20 protein-coding genes and 1 tRNA gene are annotated in these 23,131 nt (G+C 64.6%); 4 read left to right on the top strand and 17 right to left on the bottom strand.

Annotation, left to right across the window (positions count from 1 at the left end):
- Positions 1–55 precede the first annotated feature (55 nt).
- Entirely contained in the window at positions 56–880 is an 825-nt protein-coding gene (locus U5A67_RS35940) for a DNA-binding transcriptional regulator (RefSeq protein WP_321818050.1), read from the top strand.
- A 93-nt stretch (positions 881–973) separates the two neighbouring features.
- Positions 974–1,050 (top strand) — tRNA-Val (locus U5A67_RS35935).
- A gap of 118 nt (positions 1,051–1,168) precedes the next feature.
- Here the strand turns inward: U5A67_RS35935 and U5A67_RS35930 are convergent.
- The 3 genes from U5A67_RS35930 to U5A67_RS35920 form a co-directional block, all read right to left on the bottom strand.
- Complete coding sequence (locus U5A67_RS35930; protein ID WP_205986662.1) at positions 1,169–2,068, bottom strand: glutamate/aspartate ABC transporter substrate-binding protein; 900 nt, start codon at positions 2,066–2,068, stop codon at positions 1,169–1,171.
- 76 nt (positions 2,069–2,144) lie between these two features.
- Positions 2,145–3,392: a D-amino acid dehydrogenase gene (locus U5A67_RS35925; RefSeq protein WP_321818049.1), complete on the bottom strand. Its 1,248-nt coding sequence runs from the start codon at positions 3,390–3,392 to the stop codon at positions 2,145–2,147.
- Positions 3,393–3,505: 113 nt separating this feature from the next.
- The gene (locus tag U5A67_RS35920) at positions 3,506–5,116 is read right to left on the bottom strand and encodes a methyl-accepting chemotaxis protein (RefSeq protein ID WP_321818048.1); all 1,611 of its coding nucleotides are present in this window, start codon (positions 5,114–5,116) and stop codon (positions 3,506–3,508) included.
- Positions 5,117–5,440: 324 nt separating this feature from the next.
- Here U5A67_RS35920 and U5A67_RS35915 point away from each other — a divergent pair, with 324 nt between their 5' ends.
- Complete coding sequence (locus U5A67_RS35915; protein WP_321818047.1) at positions 5,441–6,667, top strand: YeeE/YedE family protein; 1,227 nt, start codon at positions 5,441–5,443, stop codon at positions 6,665–6,667.
- Between the two features lie 107 nt (positions 6,668–6,774).
- Here the strand turns inward: U5A67_RS35915 and U5A67_RS35910 are convergent, their stop codons facing one another.
- The 7 genes from U5A67_RS35910 to U5A67_RS35880 all read right to left on the bottom strand — a co-directional run bounded on the left by U5A67_RS35910 (position 6,775) and on the right by U5A67_RS35880 (position 14,278).
- Entirely contained in the window at positions 6,775–7,362 is a 588-nt protein-coding gene (locus U5A67_RS35910; RefSeq protein WP_205986654.1) for a YSC84-related protein, read from the bottom strand.
- 314 nt (positions 7,363–7,676) lie between these two features.
- Positions 7,677–8,636 (bottom strand): DUF2950 domain-containing protein, encoded by a 960-nt coding sequence (locus U5A67_RS35905; protein WP_205986652.1) that lies wholly within the window; start codon positions 8,634–8,636, stop codon positions 7,677–7,679.
- A 20-nt stretch (positions 8,637–8,656) separates the two neighbouring features.
- Positions 8,657–10,069 (bottom strand): DUF3300 domain-containing protein, encoded by a 1,413-nt coding sequence (locus tag U5A67_RS35900; RefSeq protein ID WP_415768112.1) that lies wholly within the window; start codon positions 10,067–10,069, stop codon positions 8,657–8,659.
- A gap of 285 nt (positions 10,070–10,354) precedes the next feature.
- Entirely contained in the window at positions 10,355–11,713 is a 1,359-nt protein-coding gene (locus tag U5A67_RS35895; protein WP_321818046.1) for a TAXI family TRAP transporter solute-binding subunit, read from the bottom strand.
- A 162-nt stretch (positions 11,714–11,875) separates the two neighbouring features.
- Positions 11,876–12,307, bottom strand: coding sequence for a MarR family winged helix-turn-helix transcriptional regulator (locus U5A67_RS35890; RefSeq protein ID WP_205986648.1), 432 nt, complete (start codon positions 12,305–12,307; stop codon positions 11,876–11,878).
- A gap of 64 nt (positions 12,308–12,371) precedes the next feature.
- The gene (locus U5A67_RS35885) at positions 12,372–13,559 is read right to left on the bottom strand and encodes a thiolase family protein (protein ID WP_321818061.1); all 1,188 of its coding nucleotides are present in this window, start codon (positions 13,557–13,559) and stop codon (positions 12,372–12,374) included.
- A 182-nt stretch (positions 13,560–13,741) separates the two neighbouring features.
- Entirely contained in the window at positions 13,742–14,278 is a 537-nt protein-coding gene (locus U5A67_RS35880) for a carboxymuconolactone decarboxylase family protein (protein WP_321818045.1), read from the bottom strand.
- Between the two features lie 126 nt (positions 14,279–14,404).
- Here U5A67_RS35880 and U5A67_RS35875 point away from each other — a divergent pair, with 126 nt between their 5' ends.
- On the top strand, positions 14,405–15,358 hold the full coding sequence (locus tag U5A67_RS35875; RefSeq protein WP_321818044.1) for an AraC family transcriptional regulator: 954 nt from the start codon (positions 14,405–14,407) through the stop codon (positions 15,356–15,358).
- A gap of 29 nt (positions 15,359–15,387) precedes the next feature.
- On the opposite strand, the gene U5A67_RS35870 is transcribed toward U5A67_RS35875, so the two are convergent.
- The 7 genes from U5A67_RS35870 to U5A67_RS35840 form a co-directional block, all read right to left on the bottom strand.
- On the bottom strand, positions 15,388–16,854 hold the full coding sequence (locus tag U5A67_RS35870) for an efflux transporter outer membrane subunit (protein ID WP_321818043.1): 1,467 nt from the start codon (positions 16,852–16,854) through the stop codon (positions 15,388–15,390).
- A 16-nt stretch (positions 16,855–16,870) separates the two neighbouring features.
- Positions 16,871–18,514: a DHA2 family efflux MFS transporter permease subunit gene (locus tag U5A67_RS35865; RefSeq protein ID WP_321818042.1), complete on the bottom strand. Its 1,644-nt coding sequence runs from the start codon at positions 18,512–18,514 to the stop codon at positions 16,871–16,873.
- An 18-nt stretch (positions 18,515–18,532) separates the two neighbouring features.
- Positions 18,533–19,630 (bottom strand): HlyD family secretion protein, encoded by a 1,098-nt coding sequence (locus U5A67_RS35860; RefSeq protein ID WP_321818041.1) that lies wholly within the window; start codon positions 19,628–19,630, stop codon positions 18,533–18,535.
- Positions 19,631–19,727: 97 nt separating this feature from the next.
- Positions 19,728–20,195 carry a MarR family winged helix-turn-helix transcriptional regulator gene (locus tag U5A67_RS35855; RefSeq protein ID WP_321818040.1) on the bottom strand — a complete coding sequence of 156 codons (468 nt, stop codon included), beginning with the start codon at positions 20,193–20,195 and terminating at the stop codon, positions 19,728–19,730.
- Positions 20,196–20,296: 101 nt separating this feature from the next.
- The gene (locus U5A67_RS35850) at positions 20,297–21,217 is read right to left on the bottom strand and encodes a LysR family transcriptional regulator (protein ID WP_205986644.1); all 921 of its coding nucleotides are present in this window, start codon (positions 21,215–21,217) and stop codon (positions 20,297–20,299) included.
- A gap of 87 nt (positions 21,218–21,304) precedes the next feature.
- Positions 21,305–21,601 (bottom strand): helix-turn-helix domain-containing protein, encoded by a 297-nt coding sequence (locus U5A67_RS35845; protein WP_415768108.1) that lies wholly within the window; start codon positions 21,599–21,601, stop codon positions 21,305–21,307.
- An 11-nt stretch (positions 21,602–21,612) separates the two neighbouring features.
- On the bottom strand, positions 21,613–23,070 hold the full coding sequence (locus U5A67_RS35840; protein WP_321818059.1) for a PLP-dependent aminotransferase family protein: 1,458 nt from the start codon (positions 23,068–23,070) through the stop codon (positions 21,613–21,615).
- Positions 23,071–23,131: the final 61 nt, after the last annotated feature.

Raw genomic sequence — 23,131 nt, 5'->3', positions numbered from 1 at the left:
AATTTTAGAGAAATGTGCATAGAATGCACACACTTGATTTACAAGCGATTTTTCGATGACAAAGTATGCAAACGTACGTGGACTTGCACGCGGCCTGCAGGTGCTGCGGGCGCTCAACGCGATGGAAAACGGCCGTGCGACGAGCCAGCAGTTGAGCGAGGCGACGGGTCTGCATCGCACCACCGTGCGGCGTTTGCTGGAAACGCTGGTGGAAGAAAACCTCGTGCGGCGCAGCGCGTCGGACGACAGCTTTCGCCTGACGATGAACGTGCGCGCGCTGAGCGAAGGCTTCACCGACGACGAACTCATCGCCACCATCGCGCCGCCAATCATGGGTCAGATGATGCAGCGGGTCGTCTGGCCTTCCGATCTCACCACGCCCGACGGCGACGCGATGATCATCCGCGAGACCACGCACCGCTTCAGCCCGCTCTCGTTTCACCGCGCGATGGTGGGCCGCCGTCTGCCGATGCTGCTCACGGCCGCGGGCCGCGCCTATTTCGCCCACTGCCCGGAAGCGGAGCGCGACGATATTCTCGACATGCTGCGCGCGGGCGCAGGCGGCGAGCAGCAGCAGAAGCTCGCCGCGGATGCGGCCTTCATCCGCAATCTCGTACGGCAGACGCACGCGGATGGCTTCGGCTCGAATCACGGCGATTGGTCGGACCAGCGCAAGATCGGCGCGCTCGCGGTGGCGATCGGCGCGCATGGCCGCGTGATTGCGAGCCTCAACGTGATCTATCTGGAGCAGGCGATCAATCCGGCTGAAGCCGTGCGCCGCTTCGTGCCCGAATTACAGCGCGCCGCCCAGGAGATGGAGACAGCGCTGGAAGCCGCTGCAGAAGGGACAAAAGAAGGCACAAAGCGCACGGCTTCATAAGCGCCCCCAAACAGCCCTGCCAAAGTTTTTTCAACAATTTGCGAAAAAGGCTTGCAAGGCTCAAATACCCTCTCTATAATTCGCCCTCTCAACAGGCTCGTAGCTCAGTTGGTTAGAGCACCACCTTGACATGGTGGGGGTCGTTGGTTCGAATCCAATCGAGCCTACCAACGAATATGCAGTACCGCGCGGCTCAGTTCGCTGCGCAATGACAATGCCGCAATCCTTCACAGGACTGCGGCATTTTCTTTTTGCTTTTGCGAAAAGCGCGCTACGCGCAGGCGCAAATCAATCGAGCGCCTTGTCGTTCGGATGCGCAAACAGATCCTTCATCTGCTGCGAAAGCGGATAGTCCAGATTCATATTGGTCGGCGGAATCGGCTCGGTGAACCACTTGGTATAGAGCTTCGCCATTTCGCCCGACGTCTGCATCTTCGCCACCGTTTCATCCACCAGCGCCTTGAACTGCGGATCGTCACGACGCAGCATGCACGCGTAGTTCTCCGATACCGGTGGCGTCCCCGTCACCACATAATCCTGCGGGTTCTTCGTCTTCGCGCGCTCGCCGTAGAGCAGCGGCTCGTCCATCACGAACGCCACAGCGCGCCCGGTCGTCACGTTGAGGAACGATTCGGCGTGATCTTTTGCGCTGATGATCGTCATGTTCATGTGCTTCTCTTCGTTCATCTTGCGCAGCATGCGTTCATCCGACGTGCCCGCCGTGGTCGCCACGGTCTTGCCCGCGAGATCGGGAAAATCCTTCACGCCCGAATCCTTGCGCGTGATAAAGCGAATGCCATAGAGAAAGATGCTGTTCGAAAACGCGGCCTGATTCTGGCGTTCGAACGTATTGGTGGTCGAGCCGCATTCGAAGTCGATCGTGCCGTTTTGCACGAGCGGAATGCGATTCTGCGAGGTAATTGGAATTGTCTTGACCTTGAGGTTGGGCGTGCCGGTCTTTTGCTTCACCGCATCGACGATCTTCAGCGCGATCTCCTGCGAATAGCCGATCACGTTCTGGTTCTGGTCGTAATACGAAAACGGAATCGACGATTCGCGCGTGCCGAGCACGATCACGCCGCTGTCGTGCACTTTCTTGAGCGTGCCGGTGAGGTCGTCTGCGTATGCGGTACTTGCCAGCGTGGCCAGGCCTAGCGTCAATGCCGCGATCGTTTTGCTGGTGTTCATCGTGCGCTTCTCCCAACGTGGGTAAGTGAAGTCAATGATTCGCCGTGAAGGCGGTTGTTGTGGTGCGTAAACTCTTTTAGCGGCGCGGCGAAAATGCATCGCCGTTGATCGGCAAGCTTCGTTGCGCGAGCAGATCGGCAAGCAGTTGCGCGCTTGCGCACGCGAGCGTAAAGCCCAGCGCGCCGTGCCCCGTGTTCATCCATAGATTGCGGTAATGCGTTGCGCCGATCAACGGCTTGCTGTCGGGCGTGGCGGGGCGCAGGCCGGTCCACGTCTGCGCGGCGTCGTAGTCGCCGGCATCGGGAAAGGTTTCGCGCGCCTGGCGCGTGAGCAGCGCGATACGGGCGGGATCGGCGTGCGCGCTCATGCCCGTGAGATCGACCATTCCGGCAACGCGCAACCGCTCGCCCAGTGGTGCGTAGACCACTTTGTGATGTGCATCCGTCACGGAGACGCGCGGCGCGCCCGTTGCATGCGTAGCCGGCAATGTGAGGCTATAACCCTTGAGCGGATAAACCGGCACGCTCACGCCAAGCGAACCCAGCAAAGGCTGGCTCTGAATACCGAGGCAGACAACGAACGCATCCGCTTCGATTGCGCCTGCCGAAGTCATCGCCGCTTCGACGAGCTTGCCTTGTGTTTTTAGTCCCGAAAACTCCGTCGCCACCTGCAGATCGACGCCCTCTCGCTGCGCCGCGCGTGCCAGAGCGCGCGTGAAGCGGTCGCAATCGCCCGCTTCCTCGCCCGGCGTGTGAATGCCGCCCGCAATCTCGCCGCCGATATGCGCGAGCGCCGGTTCGAGCGCAACGCACGCCGCGCCATCGAGTGCATATTGTTCCGAACCGAATTGCGCCTGATAGTCGGCCTGACGGCGCGCGCCGTCAAAACTGTCCCGATCGCGAAACACCACGAGCTTGCCATTGCGCACGTAATCGAAATCGATCGTTTCGCGCGCAACGATCTCGTGCATCAGGCGCTGGCTCAGAAAACCCAGTCCGAGCAGTTCTTCAGTCGTGGCGCGGCTGCGGGCACGCGTGCAGGCGCGCAAAAACGCGACGCACCAGTGCCACTGGCGCGGGTCCAGACGCGGCACGAAACGCAGCGCGGCATCGCGGGAAAAAAGCCAGTGCGGCAGTTTGGGCAGCACCGAAGGGTCCGCCAGCGGCGCGACATAGTTGTAGCTCAACTGGCCGCCATTGGCATGGCTGGTTTCGCGCGCCACGTCCGCGTGACGCTCGACCAGCGTCACCTGATGTCCATCGCGGGCAAGAAAATACGCCGTCGTGACCCCGATCACCCCGCCGCCCAGCACGCAAATTCGCATATCCCGTCGTTCTCGCTATCGGTATTCCTTGCAGTCTCGCCGGGCAAAAAAAGGAACTCAAATGCGAATCGGACGGGGGATATAACCTCAGGTTAAGTCGATTGAAGTCAAATTCAGGCGTAGGCCGCCGGACTCACGCCGCGAACCGCCTCGCGCGCTCCGTGCGCCGCCGCGCCATCGCCGAGATGGAACACCGCCACCGCGTCGCGCAACACATCGGCCTGCGACTCCAGCGACTGCGCCGAAGCCGCCGCTTCCTCCACCAGTGCGGCGTTGCGCTGCGTGACTTCGTCGATCTGTGCGACCGCGCGATTGACCTGCTCGATGCCGTCGCTCTGCTCGTGCGTCGCCGCCGTGATCTCGCCCATGATGTGGCTCACGCGCGCAACGGCGTCGCGCGCCTCGCCCATCGTGTGCCGCGCTTCTTCGACTAGGCGCGCGCCCGTGCCCACCGTGGCCACCGAAGCGGCGATCAGTTCCTTGATCTCCTTGGCCGCCGTGCCCGAGCGCTGTGCGAGGCTGCGCACTTCCTGCGCCACCACCGCGAAGCCGCGCCCTTCCTCGCCCGCGCGCGCCGCTTCGACTGCCGCATTGAGCGCGAGGATGTTGGTCTGGAACGCGATGCCTTCGATGATCCCGGTGATCTCTTCGACCTTGCGCGACGACGACGAAATATCGTTCATCGTCTCGTTCACGCGCGCCACCACATCCGCGCCGCGCGAGACCGTGCTGAGCGCGCCCTGCGCCAGACCGCTCGCCTCCTGCGCGCCCGCCGTGTTCTGGCGCACCGCCGCCGAAAGCTGTTCGAGGCTCGCCGCCGTTTCCTGCAGCGCGGCCGCCTGCTGCGAAGTGCGGCTCGACAGATCGACATTGCCCGCCGCGATCTGGTTCGCACCCAGCGTGATTTCCTGAGTGCTGTCGCGCACGCGCGCAACCGTGCCGATCAACGCCTCGCGCATCTGCGCAAGCGCACCCAGCAACTGGCCCATTTCATTGCTCGAGCGCACGCGTACGTCCACGGTCAGGTCGCCGGCGGCAATGCGCTGGAAATGGCGAATCGCCGTATCGACGGGCTTGATCACGGCGGCCGTCAGCCCGCGCCGCGCGATCAGGCCGATCGCCACACCCACCACGCCGATCACACCGAACACGATGAGCGAAAGCCGGAAGCGCTTCGCCGCCGTTTCGGCGTTGCGCTGCTCGCGCGCGTCCTGCGAGGCTTCGAGCGCGTCGATGGCCTTCGCATATGCGCCGTAGAAACGATCGGCGGTTTCGCCCTGAATCGTGCGAAAGGTGTTGAAGTCGTTGTCGACCAGCGCCTTGTACTCGGGCTCGAGCGCCTGCTCGACCAGCGCCGTGCGCGCCTGCGCGACGGCCTGGGCAAGACGCGCTTCGTCGGCATCGGCGAACGGGCCGGCGCTGTAGCGCGCGAAATCCTTGTTCGAATCGGCGAGTACCTTGTGCGCCTGTTCCAGCATGCCCTCGGTGGATTTGCCGACGCTAAAGAGCGTCTCGTAGCCGCCCAGCGCGAGGCGCACCTGCAGCAGGCGCTCCGAACTGGACTTGAGCGTGGCGAGCGACTGCGCGCTTTGCTGCGTATCGAGCAGACTCTCGTTGGTCAGCTTCAGCGCGCCATAGGCCACGCCGATCACGACCAGCAAAAAGGCAACGAAGATACCGATAACGAGGGTAAGCCCTCCGCGGATGGTGATGTTCCTGAGCATGTGGTCCGGTCTCCTGGCGTATTTGTCTGCGATCGCGGCGGCCTTTTTGTGGCTCTTATTGCTGCTTTTTGCTGCGTTTTGTTGCGAATGCAACCGCTTTGCGTCGCTCGTTTGCGCTTGCGTATTTTTGCTTTTCGTCCTGTCCTATCGGCAGATCCGCGTAGTAAGCGCATAGGGGATATCCATGATGCCGATGCGGGTAGCGCGCCAGGCCGTGATGCGTTTCGTGCTATCGTTTTCCTTTCAGTGCCTCATTTTCAGGCAGCCGCGAGCCTCCCGGGCCGTCCAGGCAACATCACGGCTTCAAGCCTCTTCATTTCGACCATGTCCGACCTTTCCTCGCCGCTGGCGCGCGCGCCGCGCCGTCTCGACTCCATCAATCCCAAATCGCTCGGGCTCGCGCTACTGCTGGTCGCACTCGGCGCCGTCTATCTGGCGCAGACGGTCAGCGCGCGCCAGGCCGCGCTCTACATCGTGGGCGCGCTGCTCGGCATGACGCTCTATCACGCGGCGTTCGGTTTTACCTCGGCGTGGCGCGTCTTTATCGCCGATGGCCGGGGCGCGGGCCTGCGCGCGCAAATGGTCATGCTCGCCATCGGCGTGTTGCTGTTCTTTCCGGCGCTCGCAGCGGGCTCGCTGTTCGGGCATCCCGTGGTCGGGCTCGTTTCGCCTGCGGGGACGTCGGTGGTCGTCGGCGCGTTCATGTTCGGCATCGGCATGCAACTGGGCGGCGGCTGCGCCTCGGGCACGCTGTACACCGTGGGCGGCGGCAGCACGCGTATGGTCGTCACGCTGATCGCGTTTATCGTCGGCTCGGTGGTGGCAACGGCGCACATGCCGTTCTGGACGTCGATGCCGCAGCTCAAGCCGCTCTCGCTCGTCACCACGCTGGGCGTCGTGCCGGCGCTCGCGCTGAACCTCGCGGTATTCGCGGCGATTGCGGCGCTCACCGTCGCCATCGAAAAGCGCCGCCACGGCCGCCTCGTCAATCAGCCGGAACGCGCGCCGCATGCGTCGCCGTGGCTGCATGGTCCGTGGCCGTTGCTGGCAGGCGCCATCGCGCTCGCGCTGCTGAACTTCGCCACGCTCGCGCTTTCGGGCCGTCCGTGGGGCGTGACCTCGGCGTTTGCGCTGTGGGGCGCCAAGGGCTTCGCCGCGCTCGGTATCGACGTGGTCAACTGGAAGTACTGGATGGCCGGCCCGAACGCGGCCGCGCTCGCCGCGCCCGCCAGCCACGACGTCACCACGGTGATGGATATCGGCATCGTGCTGGGTGCGATGGCGGCGGCTTCGCTCGCGGGCCGCTACGCGCCGGTCTGGCGCATTCCGCTGCGCTCGCTCGCGGCGGCGGTGATCGGCGGGCTGTTGCTCGGCTATGGCGCGCGACTGGCGTATGGCTGCAATATCGGCGCGTATTTCAGCGGGATCGTGTCGGGCAGCCTGCATGGCTGGCTGTGGCTCGTGTGCGCGTTCACGGGCAACGTGGTGGGCACGCGTCTGCGCCCGCTGTTCGGGCTGGAAGTCGAACGGGTAAAGAATACGGGCTGCTGATTAATTTTTTGCAGTTCGTGCACTGCAAATAGCAAGGGCAAGGCCGATGGCCTTGCCCTTTTGTTTTTGCGGCGCGTATTCAGCACGCGCCGCGCACGTCGCATTGGTTAGATCTTCAGGCGCGTCACCTTCGTGCCTGCGAGCGAAACATCCGCCATCAAGCCGGCGTTGGTCATCACGAAGACTTCGACCGGATGCGTGGCCGTATTCGTATCGACCGCGCCGTTCGCGCCGACCGTCACGAGCGCAACCGATGCGTCCGCACCGGCTGCCCAGCCGTCCGTACCGCGGAATTTGTCGAGCGCATCCTGCGTCATGAAGCAGAAGATGATCGCCTTCGACTGCGCACCGGCCTGCAGGCCGAACGAGCCCGACACCGTGCTGTAGTAACCCGTGGTCGCGCCGCCCACGCGCAGCGAGCCCTCGCCGTACTGTGCGCCGACGATGAAACCCGCCTGCAGCACCGACGGGAACACCAGCACGCCGCGCGACTTCGCGACCAGCTCGCGCGAACCCTTGACGGTCGAATACAGCTTCGTCATGGCGTTGTCGACGCTGGCATCGATCGACTGGCGCTTCGTCATATCGGTTGCAGCGTTAGAGGAATTGCCCGGCGTGGTGGTGCAGCCTGCGAGCGCCATACCGCCGGAGGCAAGCGCAGCGGCTGCCGAAAGCATGAAGTTGCGTCGTTGCATGTCGTTATCTCCACACGAATAAGAGTTTGCGGAGGGATACAGCAACTGGCGTGCCTGAGCCTGAAACCGCATCGCGTTGCGCTTCTCCCCGACCGCTAAATGGTGACGGCCGCGCGCAGCCAGCCTCCACTTGCAGCCGATTGTGCCCGATTTATGAGATGGAAGCGTTCAAGCGTCGCAAAGCGGTACGCGACAGCAACGGGCAAAAGCGGGCAAAAAGAAAGGCGCCCGAAGGCGCCTCGCAGACCGGCGTGTGAATAAGCTGCCAACGCGCCATGTAGACGCTACACGCCACCAGATGCAACTGACGGCGATCAGGGCGTGGTCGCCTGCCAGGACGGATCGGGATCGAAGCGCTTGAGCGCGGCGGCGGTTTTCGCCCCGTTCGGCCCAAGATTCTTCTGATAAAGCTTGCCGTCCTGATTGACGATAAAGCTCATCACACCGGTTTTGCCGTATTGCGCCGGCCAGGCCACGAGCGCGAAGCCATTGGCCAGTTCGCCGTTCTCGATATAGCTGCGCGCGCCACCATCCGCATGCGCGCCCTGCGCCGTGAGAATGCGGAAGTGATAGCCGTGATAGCCCTCCTGCGGCGTGATCTTCGCATTCGCGGGCATGGCGGCGGCAAGCGGGCCGAGCGGACTTTCGGTTTCGCCGGGCTCGACGGGCCAGTAAAGGCCGTCATGCGTGCCGGGCGTGCTCAAGATGCGCTGGGCGTAATGCTGCGTGAGCTTGCGGTAGTCGTTCTGCGCGTCGACGAAAGCCAGCGAGGACAGCATGGCCGCGCGCTCGTTGCGGCCGATACGCCGCGTGAGCACTTCGGCCGCGCCTTCGCGCACATCGAAGCGCCAGCCGCTGCCGCTTTGCACCAGCGGAATCGGCAAGGTCCAGCCGCTGTCGCCCACGCTCAGATGGGCGCTGGCCTTGCCCGCGACGGGTTTGTCGTCCGGCACGATCTGGTGGCCCTTGGCCCAGGCGCCCAGATAGTCGTCGATATCGTCGGCGCCGATGTTCTGGGTGGGAATGAAGTGCTGAAAGTCGCTGCCGAGCACGTGCTTGATCGCGTCGTGGTCGTTGGCGGCGAGCGCGTCGGTCAAGGCTTGTGCGGCGGCATCCGGCGTGGCATACACAGCCTGCGCCAAGGCCACGCCAGCGCCGGGGACGGACAGCAAGGCAGGCGCGGCGAACAGCGCAAACGCCAGCGCCGCAGTGAGCCGGGCGAGCCCGGCAGGCCGTGCGCCTTGCGGCAGACGGCGTGCTTGAGTACGGATCATCGCGATGACTCCTCCAGGATTTACCGACGACCAAAGTGGCGTTCGCCGCCACCGCCACCACCCAGACGGCCACCGCCGCCTCCGCCACCGCCGCCAAACCCGCCGCCGCCTCCACCGCCACCACGGTTCTGGAACGCCGCGCGACTTTGCTGGCCGCGCTGCATATCGGCGCGCGCACCGTTGCCGTCGCCGGCGCCACGCAGCGCGTTGTCGCGATTGGCGTTCTGCGCGCGGTTGTTCAGCTCGTTCTGCCGATTGGTGTTCTGCGTACGGCCGCCAAGCTCGTTTTGCCGCCCGCCGTTCGCCGTACGCCCGCTGAGATTGTTCTGGCGATTGCCGTTCTGCGTGCGGTTATTCAGTTCGCCGCGATTGGCGTTCTGCGTGCCGCTGCCTCCCGCGCCCGGCCGCGTACCGCCGTGCTGGATATCCTGCAAACGCTGGCTGGCATTGCCCGACATGCTCTGACCGGTGCGATTCTGGAACGCCTGCGCGGCCTGCTGGCGCGACTGGTCATAGCCGCGATACTGATTGCGCTGACCGTTGAGGTTCCCGCCGTTCGCGTTATGGTTGAAGTTCTGGCGGCGCTCGACATTGTTGTTGCGATTCCAGTTCGCCGTCGTGCCGTTCCCGCTGATGTGGTTATTCACGTTGATATTGTTGTAGCGATTGACGTTGATGTTCACGTCATGCGAACCCCAGCCAAAACCGCCCCACAACGAATTGGCCACCGCCACGCCCGCGCCGAACGCCAGCCCGGTCATGAAACCCGTGGCGATCGCGTAGCCCGGAGGCGGCGGCATGTACACCGGCGGATAAGCCGGATACGGCCACGTTCCGTAGACCACCGTTGGGTTGTACGTCGGCACATAGACCACTTGCGGATTGGCCGGCTCGATCACGATCGTCTGCGTGGTGGTCGTGCTGCTGGCCGGTTGAACCACAACCTTCTGCTGCTCGTTCGACTTGAGGTTGCCGGCCTTTTGCGCCTGCGCGCGCAGACGCTGCACGGAATCCATCACGTCGTTGGGCTGCGCGAGAAACGCATTGCCGATCTGCGCGACCCAGTCGGGCTTGGAGTCCATGGTGGCGAGCACCTGCGGAAACGCCACCAGCGACTGCACGCTGGGGTCCCACGGCTGCGAGGCCACCGCTTTCACCGCATCGTCGCCCTGCATCTTGGGATTGGCCTTGGACCACGCAGCAGCGGCCTGCACATCCTGCGGAAAGGTGGCCGCCATCAGCACCTGCGCGAGCAGCGCATCGGGATAGAGCGCAACAGGCGCGGTAAGCGAATCGAGTTGTTGACTGGAAAGATGCGCAGCGCTCTGCGCAAGTGCGGCCGTGGGACCGGCTGGCCCGACGAACAACGGTGCGGCCGCGAGCGCGGCGCACATGAGCCAGGCAGCATGCTGGCGTACACCGGACGATTTCACGAATCGATCCTCCTCATTGCGGATGAGTCTTTAAGGACCTCGAAACGCCAGGCCCCGCTTGCGCGTGAACGTTGCGTGAACGTTTGCTAATGCCTCTCTTGAACCGCGCTTCGATGCAATCTCGTGCGAGATAGTAGCGAAAAATATCGGGGCATGACTGTAAGTGTCAACTATCGATTCGTTAAATCTTGTCCATTTACAAAAGCGAATCAATTAATCGAAAAATGCCGGAGTACGAAACAATTTGAAATGCATTTCAATTGGAAGAAGAAAGCCCATTCATCATCAATGGACAGCGCTTTCCGGCTGCTTTTTCGGCGGCGTCAGATGCATGCGCACGAAGCCAACGTGCTCGCGCAGCACATAAAATGCATCGGCATAGGCGAGCGGCATGCGCAAGGTATTGAGCGAATTCTCGATCTCGTCGAGTTCGTTGATGAGCGCCTGGCGCTCTTCTTCGCTCGTATGCTTGAGCGCATCGCGTTCGATGGCGATAAGCGCGCCGTAATAGCGATAAATCCGCGATCGCACGCGCCAGCGATACAGCGCAGGCACTGCGCGCAGCGCCGGAAACACCAGCACGGCCAGCGGCAGCAGCAGCACGATCAGGCGATCGGCAACGCTCGCGAGCCAGAACGGCAGCGTCCGGTAAAGAAAACTCTTGCCCGACTTGTAGTAACGCGTGGCATCTTCGCTGATGCGGAAATCGTGCGCTTCGGCACTCGGAAACTGGCCCGCGCGCTGTAGCAGACCCGGCGCGCCATTGACCTCGCTCGCGGCTTCGATGATCAGATCGGAAATCGCCGGATGCAGCGTATCGCGCGCGACGATCTCCACCGTCGGCGCCACCAGATGCACAGTTTGCGGCGGCAGGCGGCGGCGCAGATCGAGCACGCCGGGCGGCAGTTCGACATCTTCGAGGTACGGAAAAATGCGCGTATAAGCCGAGGCTTCCTCGAAACTCATCACCGAAATACCCGGGATATTGAGCAGCCGGAGCATGAGCGTGCGCGTGGTGGAATCGCCGCTTAGCATGGCGGCGTCGGCGCGATCCGAGACCAGTGCGGTGGCCGCTTCGAGACCGTCGAGCGGCAGGAAAGTGGAGTCGCCGCCCGGGTCCATGCCGTTCGCGTGCAACAGGCGCAGCGACAGTTCGCGCGTGCCGCTGCCCACGCGGCCGATGGCAATGCGTTTGCCGTCGAGTTCGGAAAGCTGCGTGAGCCCCGAGCCGCGATAAAACACGACGATCGGCAAATAGGCCACGCTGCCAAGCGACATCAGCGTATGCACATCGACGCCTTCGGCCACGCCGCCCTGCACGAAGGCGAGATCGACATGCGATTTGGGATTGAGCAGGCGTTGCAGATTTTCGACCGAGCCGTCCGATTCGAGGACCTTGAGCTTCACGCCGTTGCGCGCGAGGATCGTGCGATACGCATCGGCCATCTGCATGAAAGAGCTATCGCGCGGCCCAGCGCTGATCGTGATGGTGCGCGGCGGCGCCGGATCGACCAGCCACACGACCAGCGCGATCACGGCAATGCAGAACAGCGCGACCGGCAGCGTCGACAGCGCGATATCGCGCCACGCGGGATGCGAGGGGTCGCGCATGAAATGCGGCAAGGGCGGACGATGTCGTTTCATGAGAACCCGGCGGCGCGGCGTCGAACTCTGGAAACTGCATCATGCCATTTTCGCGTCAGATCGGGACGCTGGGGGTTGCCCGGTGAGTGCCAGGTCGTTGCCTGGTAATTCCGCGAATGGGGTCTCTGCTGAAAGCGATGTAAGCGCGCTTTAGCGCAAGCTTTACGCCGCCGCTTTCGTCAGCGCAAAAAGCTCTGCACGCAGCGCCTTCGCGCGATCGCGTTTCATGAACTGCTCGAATTCCGCCTGCGCGTCCTGCCAGAGCACATGAGCCTTGTCGTAACGGCGCAGACCGCTTGCGGATAGCCGATAAACCAGCGTGCGCGTATCGTGTTCCGCCGCCGCCGTGAGCACGAGACCATCGCGCTGCAAAGGCTTGAGCGCGCGCACGAGCGTGGTGCGGTCCATCACGAGATCGTCGGAGAGTTCGGCGGCGGTGGCATCGGGACGGCCCGCGAGACGCGAGAGAATCGTGAACTGCGCGGCCGTCACGCCCGCCTGCGAAAGATGGCGCTCGTAAAGCTGCGTGACGAAGCGCGCGGCCTGCCGCAGCGCAAAACAGTTGCATTCCTCGCGCGTCACTCGCTTCGTCATCGCCGTTCACCTTCTGTTTGCCGGGTATGTCATGGGCGCGCGCCAGCACGCGCGCGCCCGGCCATCATACTTTCTCGAGCGCAAGCGCGATACCCTGGCCGCCGCCGATGCACAAGGTCACCACGCCGCGACGCACGCCGTCACGCTGCATCGACCATGCGAGACGGGTCGTGAGAATCGCGCCCGTCGCGCCGATCGGATGGCCGTGCGCAATCGCGCCGCCTTCCACATTGACGATATCGTCGGGAATGCCGAGTTGCTTCATCACCGCGAGCGGCACGGCGGCGAAGGCCTCGTTGATCTCGAAGCGATCCACATCGCCGATCGACCAGCCCGCGCGCTGCAAGGCCAGTTGCACGGCCGGCACGGGACCGAGGCCGAACATGCCCGGTTCCACGGCCGCCACGCCCCAGGACACGAGCCGCACCATCGGCGCGAGTCCGCGCGCTTCGGCAAAACCGCGTTCGGCCACCAGCATGGCCGCCGCCGCGCTGTTCAGGCCGGGCGCATTGCCAGCGGTGATCGTGCCGTCCGGGCGGAAGGCGGGCTTGAGTTTCGTAAGCGTGTCGAACGTGGTATCGGGACGCGGCGCTTCGTCGGTATCGAAACGCTCGACGCCCTTGCGCCCCTTCACCTCCACCGCGACGATCTCCTCCCTGAAGCGTCCCACCGCCTGCGCCGCCGCGAAACGCTGCTGCGAGCGCGCGGCCCAGCGGTCCTGCTCTTCGCGCGTGAGTTCGGCCTTCGTGACGAGATCTTCGGTATGCCAGCCCGAATGCTGGCCCGAGAAAGCATCGACCAGACCGTCGCGCAACATGCTGTCGTGCACTTCGGCGTTGCCCATGCGATAGCCCCAGCGCCCGCCATCGAGCAGATACGGCGCGCGGTCCATGTTTTCCATGCCGCCGGCCAGCGCCACATCGGCGAGACCCAGCAGGATTTCCTGCGCCGCGCTGGCGATGGCCTGCGCGCCGGACCCGCAGACGCGGTTCACCGTGAGCGCGGGCACCTGCACCGGCACGCCGCCGCCCAGTTCCGCCTGACGCGCGGGATTCATCTTGTTGCCCGCCTGGATCACATTGCCAAGCACGACCGAGCCCAGCAGGGCCGGATCGAGTTTCGCCCGCGCGAGCGTTTCGCGCACCGCAATCGCACCCAGTTCCGTCGCCGCCACGCCCTTGAGCGAGCCATTAAACGCGCCGATGGCCGTGCGCACCGGCTGACACAAAACAATTTCCCGCGCTGCATTCATGCTGCTCATCGTGTTTTCTCCATGAGTTCGCAGTGGTACTGCCTTCACTGCTTCAGTTTATGTATGCATATGCACACATTCAAACGATTTCATCGAGGCGGCATTCGTCAGGCGTGGCATGGTTTATGTCGGGCAGGACGCGAATGGCACCAAAGCCGCATATCGCGCCCTGCGCCGCGCGCTTACTCCACTGCCGGGAAATCCAGCGTCGTATCGTTGACGCGATTCACCAGATTCGTGAACGTAATCGATGCGATCGCCAATGCCGTTTCCACGATCTGACGCTCCGTATAACCCGCTTCCTTCACGGCGTTCACCTCCGACTGCGGCACCGTGCCGTGCGTGCGCACCAGCGCGCGCACGAAGCGAACCAGCGCGTCGCGCTTCGCGTCGCCGGTGGCGTCGCCCGCGCGGATCTGCTTCATTGCTTCAGGCGACAAGCCTGCGAATTTGCCCGCCAGCGTGTGCGCAGCCACGCAATAGTCACAACCGGCCACTTCGCTTACGGCGAGCTTGATCGCCTCGATATCGGCCTTCGTGAGCGAGCCTGCGGCCAGCACGGCCTCCACACCGAGGATCGACGCGAGGCCTTCGGGGCTGTGCGTGCCGATGGTAGCGTAAGCGTTCGGCACCTTGCCGACGGCCTTGCGGATCTTCGCGAATACTTCAGCGGCGGCGCCGGTGGCTTCTGCGGGCTGGATGGCGAAAAGACGGGACATGTTCGACTCCTTGTTCAATGAGAGGGTGCCGGATGCGTTTGCCGGATCTGGCGCGCCATCGTCGATGGCATGAACGCAGTCTAGGCGCGCAGACTCGCGCTTTTAATGCCAGAATGGCGCGACTTCATGCTCATTCGTCTCATTGCGCCGACCATGGATATCCTCAGCCGCCTACTGTCGCTCATGCCCGTCGCGGGCCGCCTGGACGTGCGTTGCCACTTCGGCGCGCCCTGGCGGATCGATCAGCCCGACGCCGAAGCGCGCGAAATGCGCTATCACGTGCTGCTCAGCGGCTCGGCCGTCGTCGAAGATGCGCACGGCGCGCCCACCGCGCTGCATGCGGGCGATATCGTGCTGTTTCCCTCCGGCGGCGCACACCAGTTGCACGACGGCAGCGGCGCGCCGCCTGGCGCCATCGACAAACGCGTCGAGCACGGCCGCACCATCGAGACGAATCAGGGCGCAGGCGATATCGCCGATGTGCTCTGCGGCAGTTTCGTGCTGCCCGCCGTGCCCCAGCGCCTGCTGCGCGAAAACCTGCCCGCGCGCCTCGTGGTACGCAGCGCGCCCACGGGCGGCGCGGTGCCCGAACGGCTCGTGCGCCTGATCGCCCTGCTGCGCGACGAAGCGCTCGAAGCGCAGCCCGGCAGCGAATCGCTCGTCAATCACCTCTCCGGCGCGCTGTTCGCGCTCACGCTGCGCTACGCGAGCCACACCGACGCGCCGCCGCGCGGCCTGCTCGCGCTCGCCCAGCGCCCGCGCCTGCAACCCGCCATCGACGCGATGTTCGATACGCCCGGCAAGCCCTGGACGCTGCCCGAACTCGCCGGGCTTTGCCATATGTCGCGCGCGACTTTCGCGCGTCATTTCGACGAAGCCATCGGCAGATCGGCCGCCGATGTGCTCACCGATATCCGCATGACGCTGGCCGGGCGGCTGCTCGCGCAAGGCAGCCAGCCGGTGGCCGAGATCGGCGAATTCGTTGGCTATCAATCGGATGCCGCGTTTCAGCGCGGTTTCAAGCGGCACGTGGGCATGACGCCGGCGCAGTGGCGCGCGGCGGCGCGCCCCACGGCTTGACACGCGCGATTGATTCGTATGGCTAACCATTAGCCGCCTTTTGCGCTCTCGGTGCTTTGGGCGACCACATCGCCGCTCTGGCTCCAGCCGCCGCCCAGCGAACGGTAAAGCGCCACCGCCGCCTGGGCGCGCTCGCGCTGCGCGTCGTTGAGCAGATCGGCATCGGCGAGCCAGGTTTGCTGGGCGCTCAGCACGTCGAGAAAGTCGGCCGCGCCGCCCTTGTAAAGCTGGTTCGCGAGCTTGAGCGCCTGATCGGACGACGCCACCGCATCGTGCAACTGCTGAGTCTGGGTGGCCGTGCTCACGAGATCGGTGCGGCTGTCCTCCACTTCGCGCAGCGCCTGCAACATCGTCTGCTGCAGATTGAGTTGCGATTCGCGCATGCGGCTTTCGCTCTGCGCGATATCGGCCTTGATACGGCCCGCGTTGAAAATCGGGCTCGTTGCCCCAAGCGCGGCACTGAAGAGGTTATCGGTCAAAGTCGGCATGCCGAGATACGACGATGCCAGCACGCCATCCGTGAGATTGAGCGAGAACTTCGGATAGCGCTCCGCGCGCGCCACGCCCACTTCCGCCGCGCGCTGCTGCACGGTGGCGTAGGCAGCCTGCACGTCCGGGCGGCGCAACAACGCTTCGGACGGCAGCAGTTGCGGCACGCCAGACGGCGCGACGGGAATCGGCGCGGGCGTGGCCAGCGCGAGTTGCGCGACCGACTCCGGCGTGCGGCCCGTATACACCGCGATCAGATTCAACTGATGATCGATGCTGGCTTGCGCGCGCGGCATGCGGGCCTGCAATTCGCTCAGTTGCGTCTGCGCGCGCGTAACGTCGAGTTGCGTCGAAAGCCCATATTTCAGGCGATCCTGCGTGAGCCGCAAGGTATGCTGACGTATCGATACGTTATCCTGAAGAATCTTCAGTTCCGCTTGCGCCCAGCGCAGATCGACATAAGCCGATGCCGTATCCGCCGCCAGCGCAAGGCGCACCGCGTCGAGCGCATGCTGCTGCCCGACCAGATTCGCCTGCGCCGCCAGCAGATCGAGCCGTTCGCCGCCAAACACGTCGGGCGACCAGCTCAGCGACAAACCCGCGCCCGCCTGCTTCACATAACCGAGCGGCGGCGGCGTATTCTGCCGCGCATACGCGCCTTGCGCCGTGAAATCCAGTTGCGGCAGCAGCGCGGCGTGCTTCTGCGTGGTGATCGATTGCGCCTGCTTCACGCGCTCGGCGGCCGCCTGCAAGTCGAGGTTGCCCGCCAGCACGCCTGCGAGCAGCGTGTCGAGCGTGGCGTCGTCGAATTGCGCCCACCAGGCGCGCGCGTCGATGGCGTCCTGCGGCGCGTCGATGCGCCAGGCCGCGGGCGCGGTGGCTTGCACGGTGGCGCTCAGATCGGCATGCCCGGCGGGCTGCACGGCACACGCCGCCAGCACAGCGGCGGCGAGCGTCGACACAAGCAGCCGCGCCGGCCGTGCAAAGGTACGAATAAACGTGGACATGTTGGACCTCCAGGGCTCAATGGGCATCGGGCGGCGGTGCGGCGTTGGTAATCGGCCGCGAGAACAGCACGCAGGCGATCGCCACCACGAAGCACAGCGACAGCACGAAAAACGTATCGGAGAAAGTCATCACCAGCGCTTCGCGCAGCACCAGCGCATGCAGTTGGGCGATGCCGCTTTGCGCCGCGTCGAGCGTATTGCCCGCCATCGACTGCCAGTACGCCGTGCGCCCGGCGAGCAGCCCTTCGACTTGCGGCACGCCATGCGTGACGCTTTCATTCAGGCGCAGATAGTGAAAATTGAGGCGGTCGTTGAGCATGGTCGCGCTCACGGCAATACCAATCGCGCCGCCCAGATTGCGCATCAGATTAAAGAGGCCGCTGGCCGATTTGAGCCGCGAAGGCGGCAGCGAACCGAGCGACATCGTGACGATCGGTGGAATCGCAAACTGCTGGCCGATGCCGCGCAGCGCCTGCGGCAGCAGGAATTGCTGCCAGCCCCAGTCGTGCGTGAGCGGCACGTACAGATAACAGCCGAGGCCAAAGCACACGAGCCCGAACATCAGCAACGCGCGCATGCTGAAGAATCGCGTGCAATACGCGTAGACGCCCAGCGCGAGCAACTGGAACACGCCCACCGAAAGCAGCGAAAGACCAATCTGCAAGGAACTGAAGCCGCGCACTTCGGCGAGAAACAGCGGCGTGAGAAACACGGCCACGAAGATGCCGATGCCGGTCACGAACGACAGCACGCTGCCAATCCCGAAGTTGCGCACCGCCAGCGCACGCAGATCGACAATCGGATCTTTCGCGGTGAGCGCATGCACAACGAACAGAAAACCGCTGATGCCCGCAATCCACGCGCAGGCCACGATCGCATCGTCGCCGAACCAGTTCTTGCGCGGGCCCTCTTCCAGCACGTATTCGAGGCAGCCGAGAAACGCGCACATCAGCACAATGCCGATGTAGTCGCCGCGCCTGAGCAGCGGCAGATCGGGTTCGTCGATATGCACGTATTTCGGCACCAGCGCGGCCACGGCGATACCGGGCACGAGGTTCAGATAGAACAGCCAGTGCCACGACCATTGATCGGTGATCCAGCCGCCGATCACCGGCCCGAGCGTAGGCGCGAGCGAGGCCAGCGCGCCGATCGTCGTCGACGCCACGATGCGCTGCTTGCCGGGGAACAGCACGAACGCGGTGGTGAACACGGTGGGGATCATCGCCGCGCCCAACGCGCCTTGCAGGGCGCGAAAGAAGATCATCGACTGGATGTCCCACGCGAGGCCGCACAGCATGCTGGTGATCGTGAAGCCCACGGCCGAGGCCACGAACAGCCAGCGCGTGGAGAACACTTTCGAGAGCCAGCCCGACATCGGAATCACCATGATTTCGGCGATCAGATAGGCGGTCTGCACCCACGAGAGTTCGTCCTGGCTCGCGGAAAGTCCACCGCCGATATCGCGCAGCGACGACGCAACAATCTGGATATCGAGCGTGGCCATAAAGAAGCCGATGCACATCAGCGCGAAGGCAAAGGCGCGCTGGCCAAGCGGCTGGAGATGCGGCGCGAGCGGCGCGGGTGGCGCGGGAGGCGTCGCCGATGCAGGCGGCGCGGCGGTGATCTCGCCGACTTCGGCGGCGGAGGTCGGGGCGTTCATAGCGTTCTCGCCCGGGACTCAGTTCGAAGCCGCGGTGACGGGCTTGCCCTGCTCGCCCAGATGCACCTTCACGGTCGCCGAAAGGCCGGGGCGCAGCACACCTTCCATGTCCTGCGGCACGTTCACGTGAATGCGCACCGGCACGCGCTGCACGATCTTCGTGAAGTTGCCCGTTGCGTTCTCCGGCGGCAGCACGCTGAAGGTCGCGCCGGTCGCGGGCGCGAGGCTTTCCACCGTGCCATGCAGCGTGCCGCTTGCGGCGTCGAGTTCGATATCGGCGCGGTCTCCCGCGTGCATCTTCTTCAACTGGTCTTCCTTGAAGTTGGCGTCGACCCAGAGATCGCTCGCGGGCACCACGGTCAGCAGCGGCGCGCCCACATTCGCGAGCATGCCCACACGCGCCGTGCGATTGCCGATAAAGCCATCGACCGGCGAGCGGATCGTGGTGTATTCAACGTTGAGCGCGGCCAGGCGCCGGCTCGCTTCGGCCGTGCCCACGCGCGCCTGCGCATCGGCGATCTTCGCGGCCAGCACGTCGAGCTGACGCTGCGCCGCGACCACCGACGCGCCGCTCTGCGCCACCGAGGCCTGCGCTTTCGCGAAGTCGGCATCGGCGCGTTCGACCAGCTGGTTCGAAACCGCGTCGTCTTTCACGAGCGCGCGGTAACGCGTCTGGTCCTGCGAGCTGCGCGTGAGTTCGGCGTCCGAGGCGCGCACTTCGGCCTGATGCTGGTTGATCACGGCCGTCTGCAAGGTGCGCTGCGCTTCGAGTTCGGTGACGGCGGCGCGGGCGCTGGCGAGTTCGGCATCGGCCTGCGCGAGTCTGGCGTCGTAGTCGCGCGCATCCAGACGCATCAGCAATTGGCCGGCTTTCACGTACTGGTTGTCCTGCACGTCGATTTCCGCGACGAAGCCGCTCACGCGCGGCGCCATCACCGTGACATTGCCGCCGACATAGGCGTCGTCGGTGCTCTGTATGAAGCGCAGCACGAAGAACCAGTAACCGCCCGCTGCCGCGAGCGCCAGCGCCACCGCGCCAAGCGCGAGACGCATCCAGGGCAGAGCGGCGCGTCCGGCTGGCGCGGCACCCGTGGCAGGAGTGGAAGGACTCGACATGAATTTCACCTGTGTATATGCACTTGCGAAGTTAAAAAAATGCCGCCTTGCGATTGAAGCGACGTTTGAAGCAGCCTGAAACCCAACGTTCTTGCGTTCACACCGCGCGGGTTACGCGCAGCAGTTCGCGCCGCAACCAGGCCGCGCGCTGCGGCCCGAAACGGCGCTCGAATTCGTCCTGCGCGGCGCGCCAGTGCACATTCGCCTCGGTGAGCCGCGCGCGGCCTGCATGCGTGAGCGCGAGACGCCGGCGGCGGCAATCGCTCGCCTGCGCCAGATCCTCCACCAGCGCGCCGCGCAGCAGCGGACGCAGCGCGCGCACCAGCGTCGTGCGCTCCATCACCATCGCGCGGGAGAGCTGCGCCATCGTCAGCGCCACCTCGTTGCCCTGCGCACCCTCCACCGCCACGGCGCCCAGCGCGCCCAGGATGCTGAACTGCGTGGGCGTGAGGCTCGCCGCGCTCAGGTGACGCTCGTAAAGCTGCGACAGATGGCGCGCCGCCTGACGCACGGCGAAGCAGTCGTCGTGCTCGGGAAACGGTGCGGTATCGGCATAAGTGTGCATACGCACAGATTAGACGGCAGCACCGCCCGCCACAACCGCCGCGCGCGGCATCACTTTATGACCGCGCGGAGAACAATGTCCTTTTTAAAGGCCCGAAACTTTCAATCGACTTTCTGCACGGGATGCACCACGCCGCCGAAAAACGCCGTCGCGTGGTCGATGAACGCGCGCACCTTGGCGGGCAGCAGCGTGCGCGTGGTATAGGCGAGGCGGATTTCGATCTGCATATCGCTGATCGGAAAATCGTCGAGCAGCGTCACCAGACGCCCATCGTCGAGTTCCGCCTGCACGAGTCCTTGCGGCAGGATGCCGATACCGAAGCCTTGCAGCACCATCTCGCGATTGAACTCGGGGTTGTTCGAAGCGATCTCGTACTTGAGCGGCACGGTCACGTCTTCGCCGTCCAGGCGGAAGGTGAGCGTGGGTTTGCGCAGCGAAGGCGGCATCGGCACGAACACGTGCGAGGCGAGATCGGCGGGATGTTTTGGCGTCGACGTGGCCGCCAGATAGGCGGGCGTCGTCACCAGCGCGAGCGGAATGCGTTCCAGCAGCTTGGTCACCGTGGTGTCGGTGTTGAGCATGAAGGGCAGCACGAGGCCGAGATCGTAGCCGTCCGCGACCAGATCGACGGGACGCTCGGTCATCATCACGTCGAGCGTCACTTTCGGGTGCGCGCGCTTGAAGCTGGAAATCAGCGGCACGAGGCGGTTCACCGTGGCCGTGGTGTGCGCGACGATGCGCAGCACGCCGTTGGCCTCGCGGGTCTGCTCGGTGGCGCCCGCCTCCAGCGCGTCGAGGTCGTCGAGCACGCGGCAGCAGCCGTCGTAGAAGCGCTCGGCGGCTTCGGTCAGCGAGACGGCGCGCGTGGTCCGATGAAAGAGCCGGCTGCCCAGACGCTTTTCGAGCCGCGCGATGGCGCGCGAGACAACCGGCGTGGCGAGGCCGTGCATGTCCGCGGCGCGCGTGAAGCTGCGCGCTTCGACCACGGAACGAAAAATCCGCAGAGTGTCGATGTAATCCATGGCGATGACGATAAAGAGAGCAACGATCGGTGGCCTAGCTTAAAGCCCTGCGCACAAACGTGCTGAAACGTGCTTAAGCGCGCGGAGTTACGGCGTCGCGTTGCCGAAAACCTCGGCGCAGAACGTGCGGCCATCGTCGGAAAGACTGGCGCGGCCGGTGCCGTCCTCGGCGAGCGTGGTCACCACGAGGCCGCTGTCGACCAGCGCAGTCAACTGGCGGCGCAGCCCGCTCATCGGCACGCCGGCCTGCTTCGAGAGCTTGGCGAGCGACCACTCGCGATCCGGCGTTTCGCGATGCGCGCGCCAGAGTTGTTCGAGGATGGCCACCAGCACCGGATCGACGCCGCCGTCGCCGTCATCGTCCAGATTGTGTTCGTCGTTCATCGTTCGTCTCCTCACGCCATTTTCGCGATCAGCTCGCCGAGCGTCTTCAACGCCGCCTCGGTTTGCGCCGTCCACGGATAGCTATAGTTCAGGCGAATGTAGTGGTGAAAGTCGTTGCGCATCGAAAACATATAACCCGGCCCGATCGTGATGCCCTGCGCGAGCGCGGCCTGATAAAGCCGCATCGAATCGACGCGCGGCGGTAGCTCGACCCACAGCACGTAACCGCCCTGTGGATCGGACGTGCGCGTGCCGGCCGGAAAGAAACGCTCGATCATCGCACGCATGAGGCGCGCCTGTTGCCGGTAGAAACGCCTAAGCCGGCGCAGATGGCGGTCGTAGCCGTCGTGGCGCAGATAATCGGCGAGCGCGACCTGCGGCACCGAAGGCGTGGTCAGCGTATTGAGGAATTTGAGTTTTTCGACCTGCGCGCGATAGCGGCCCGGCAGCGCCCAGCCAATGCGATAGGACGCAGAAAGACTCTTCGAAAACGACGCGCAATGCAGCACCAGCCCGCGCGTATCGAACTGCTTGAGCGACGAAGGCCGCGTCTGCCCGAAGTACAGCTCCTGATAGACATCGTTTTCGATGATCGGCAGATCGTGCGCGGCCGCCAGCGCCACGAGCCGCGCCTTGTGCGAGTCGGGCATCTGGAAGCCGAGCGGGTTCTGGAAGTTCGGCATCACCATGCAGGCCGCCACTTTCTGGCGCGCGAGCACGCGTTCGAGCGCGTCGATGTCGATGCCGGTGTCCGGGTGCGTGCTCACCTCGATCGCGCGCATGCCCAGACGCTCGATCGCGTGCAGCATCGCGTAGTAAGTGGGCGACTCCACCGCCACCGTATCGCCCGGTTTCGCCACCGCCTGCAGGCTCAGATTGATGGCCTCGGTCGCGCCCACGGTAATGACGATTTCATCGGGATCGATGGTCGTGCCGTTTTCGGCGTAGCGGCGCGCGATCTGGCGGATCAACTCGGGATTGCCGGGCGGCAGATCGTCGATCAGGTTCCAGCTCGCGTGGCGCCGCGCGATGGCGTTGGCGTACTGGTTCACGCGCCGCCACGGATAAAGCGCGGGATCGGGGTACGGCGAGCCCAGCGGCACGGCGTCCTGCGCGCCGATGCTGCGCAAGGTCGAGAGCACGAGGCGGCTCACATCGACGGGCGCGGCGGCCGGCGCGGCTTTCGACGCCGGCGCTTTGGGCGCGGCAGGCGCAGTCGGGCGGCGAGCCTTGCTCGCGCCCGGCGCGACGTGCATCTTCGGCCGCGCCTTCACGAAAAACCCCGACTGCGGCCGCGATTCGATCACCCCGCGGCTTTCCAGCAGCGCATACGCGTGCAGCACCGTCTTGATGCTCACGCCATGCTGCTCGCTCGCGCGCCGCACCGAGGGAATGCGCTCGCCGGGGCCGAACACGCCGCGCTGCACGGCCGCCTCGATATCGTCGGCAAGCTGCTCGTAGCGAGGCACAGGAGGCACGGAAGACCCGGACAGCGGAGCGTTCATGAAAGCCTTTAAGCGGCGGCGTGGC

This window comes from Paraburkholderia sp. J69-1, from assembly GCF_905220255.1.
Classification (GTDB): Bacteria; Pseudomonadota; Gammaproteobacteria; order Burkholderiales; family Burkholderiaceae; genus Paraburkholderia.
This window is presented reverse-complemented; position numbering and strand designations above follow the sequence as displayed.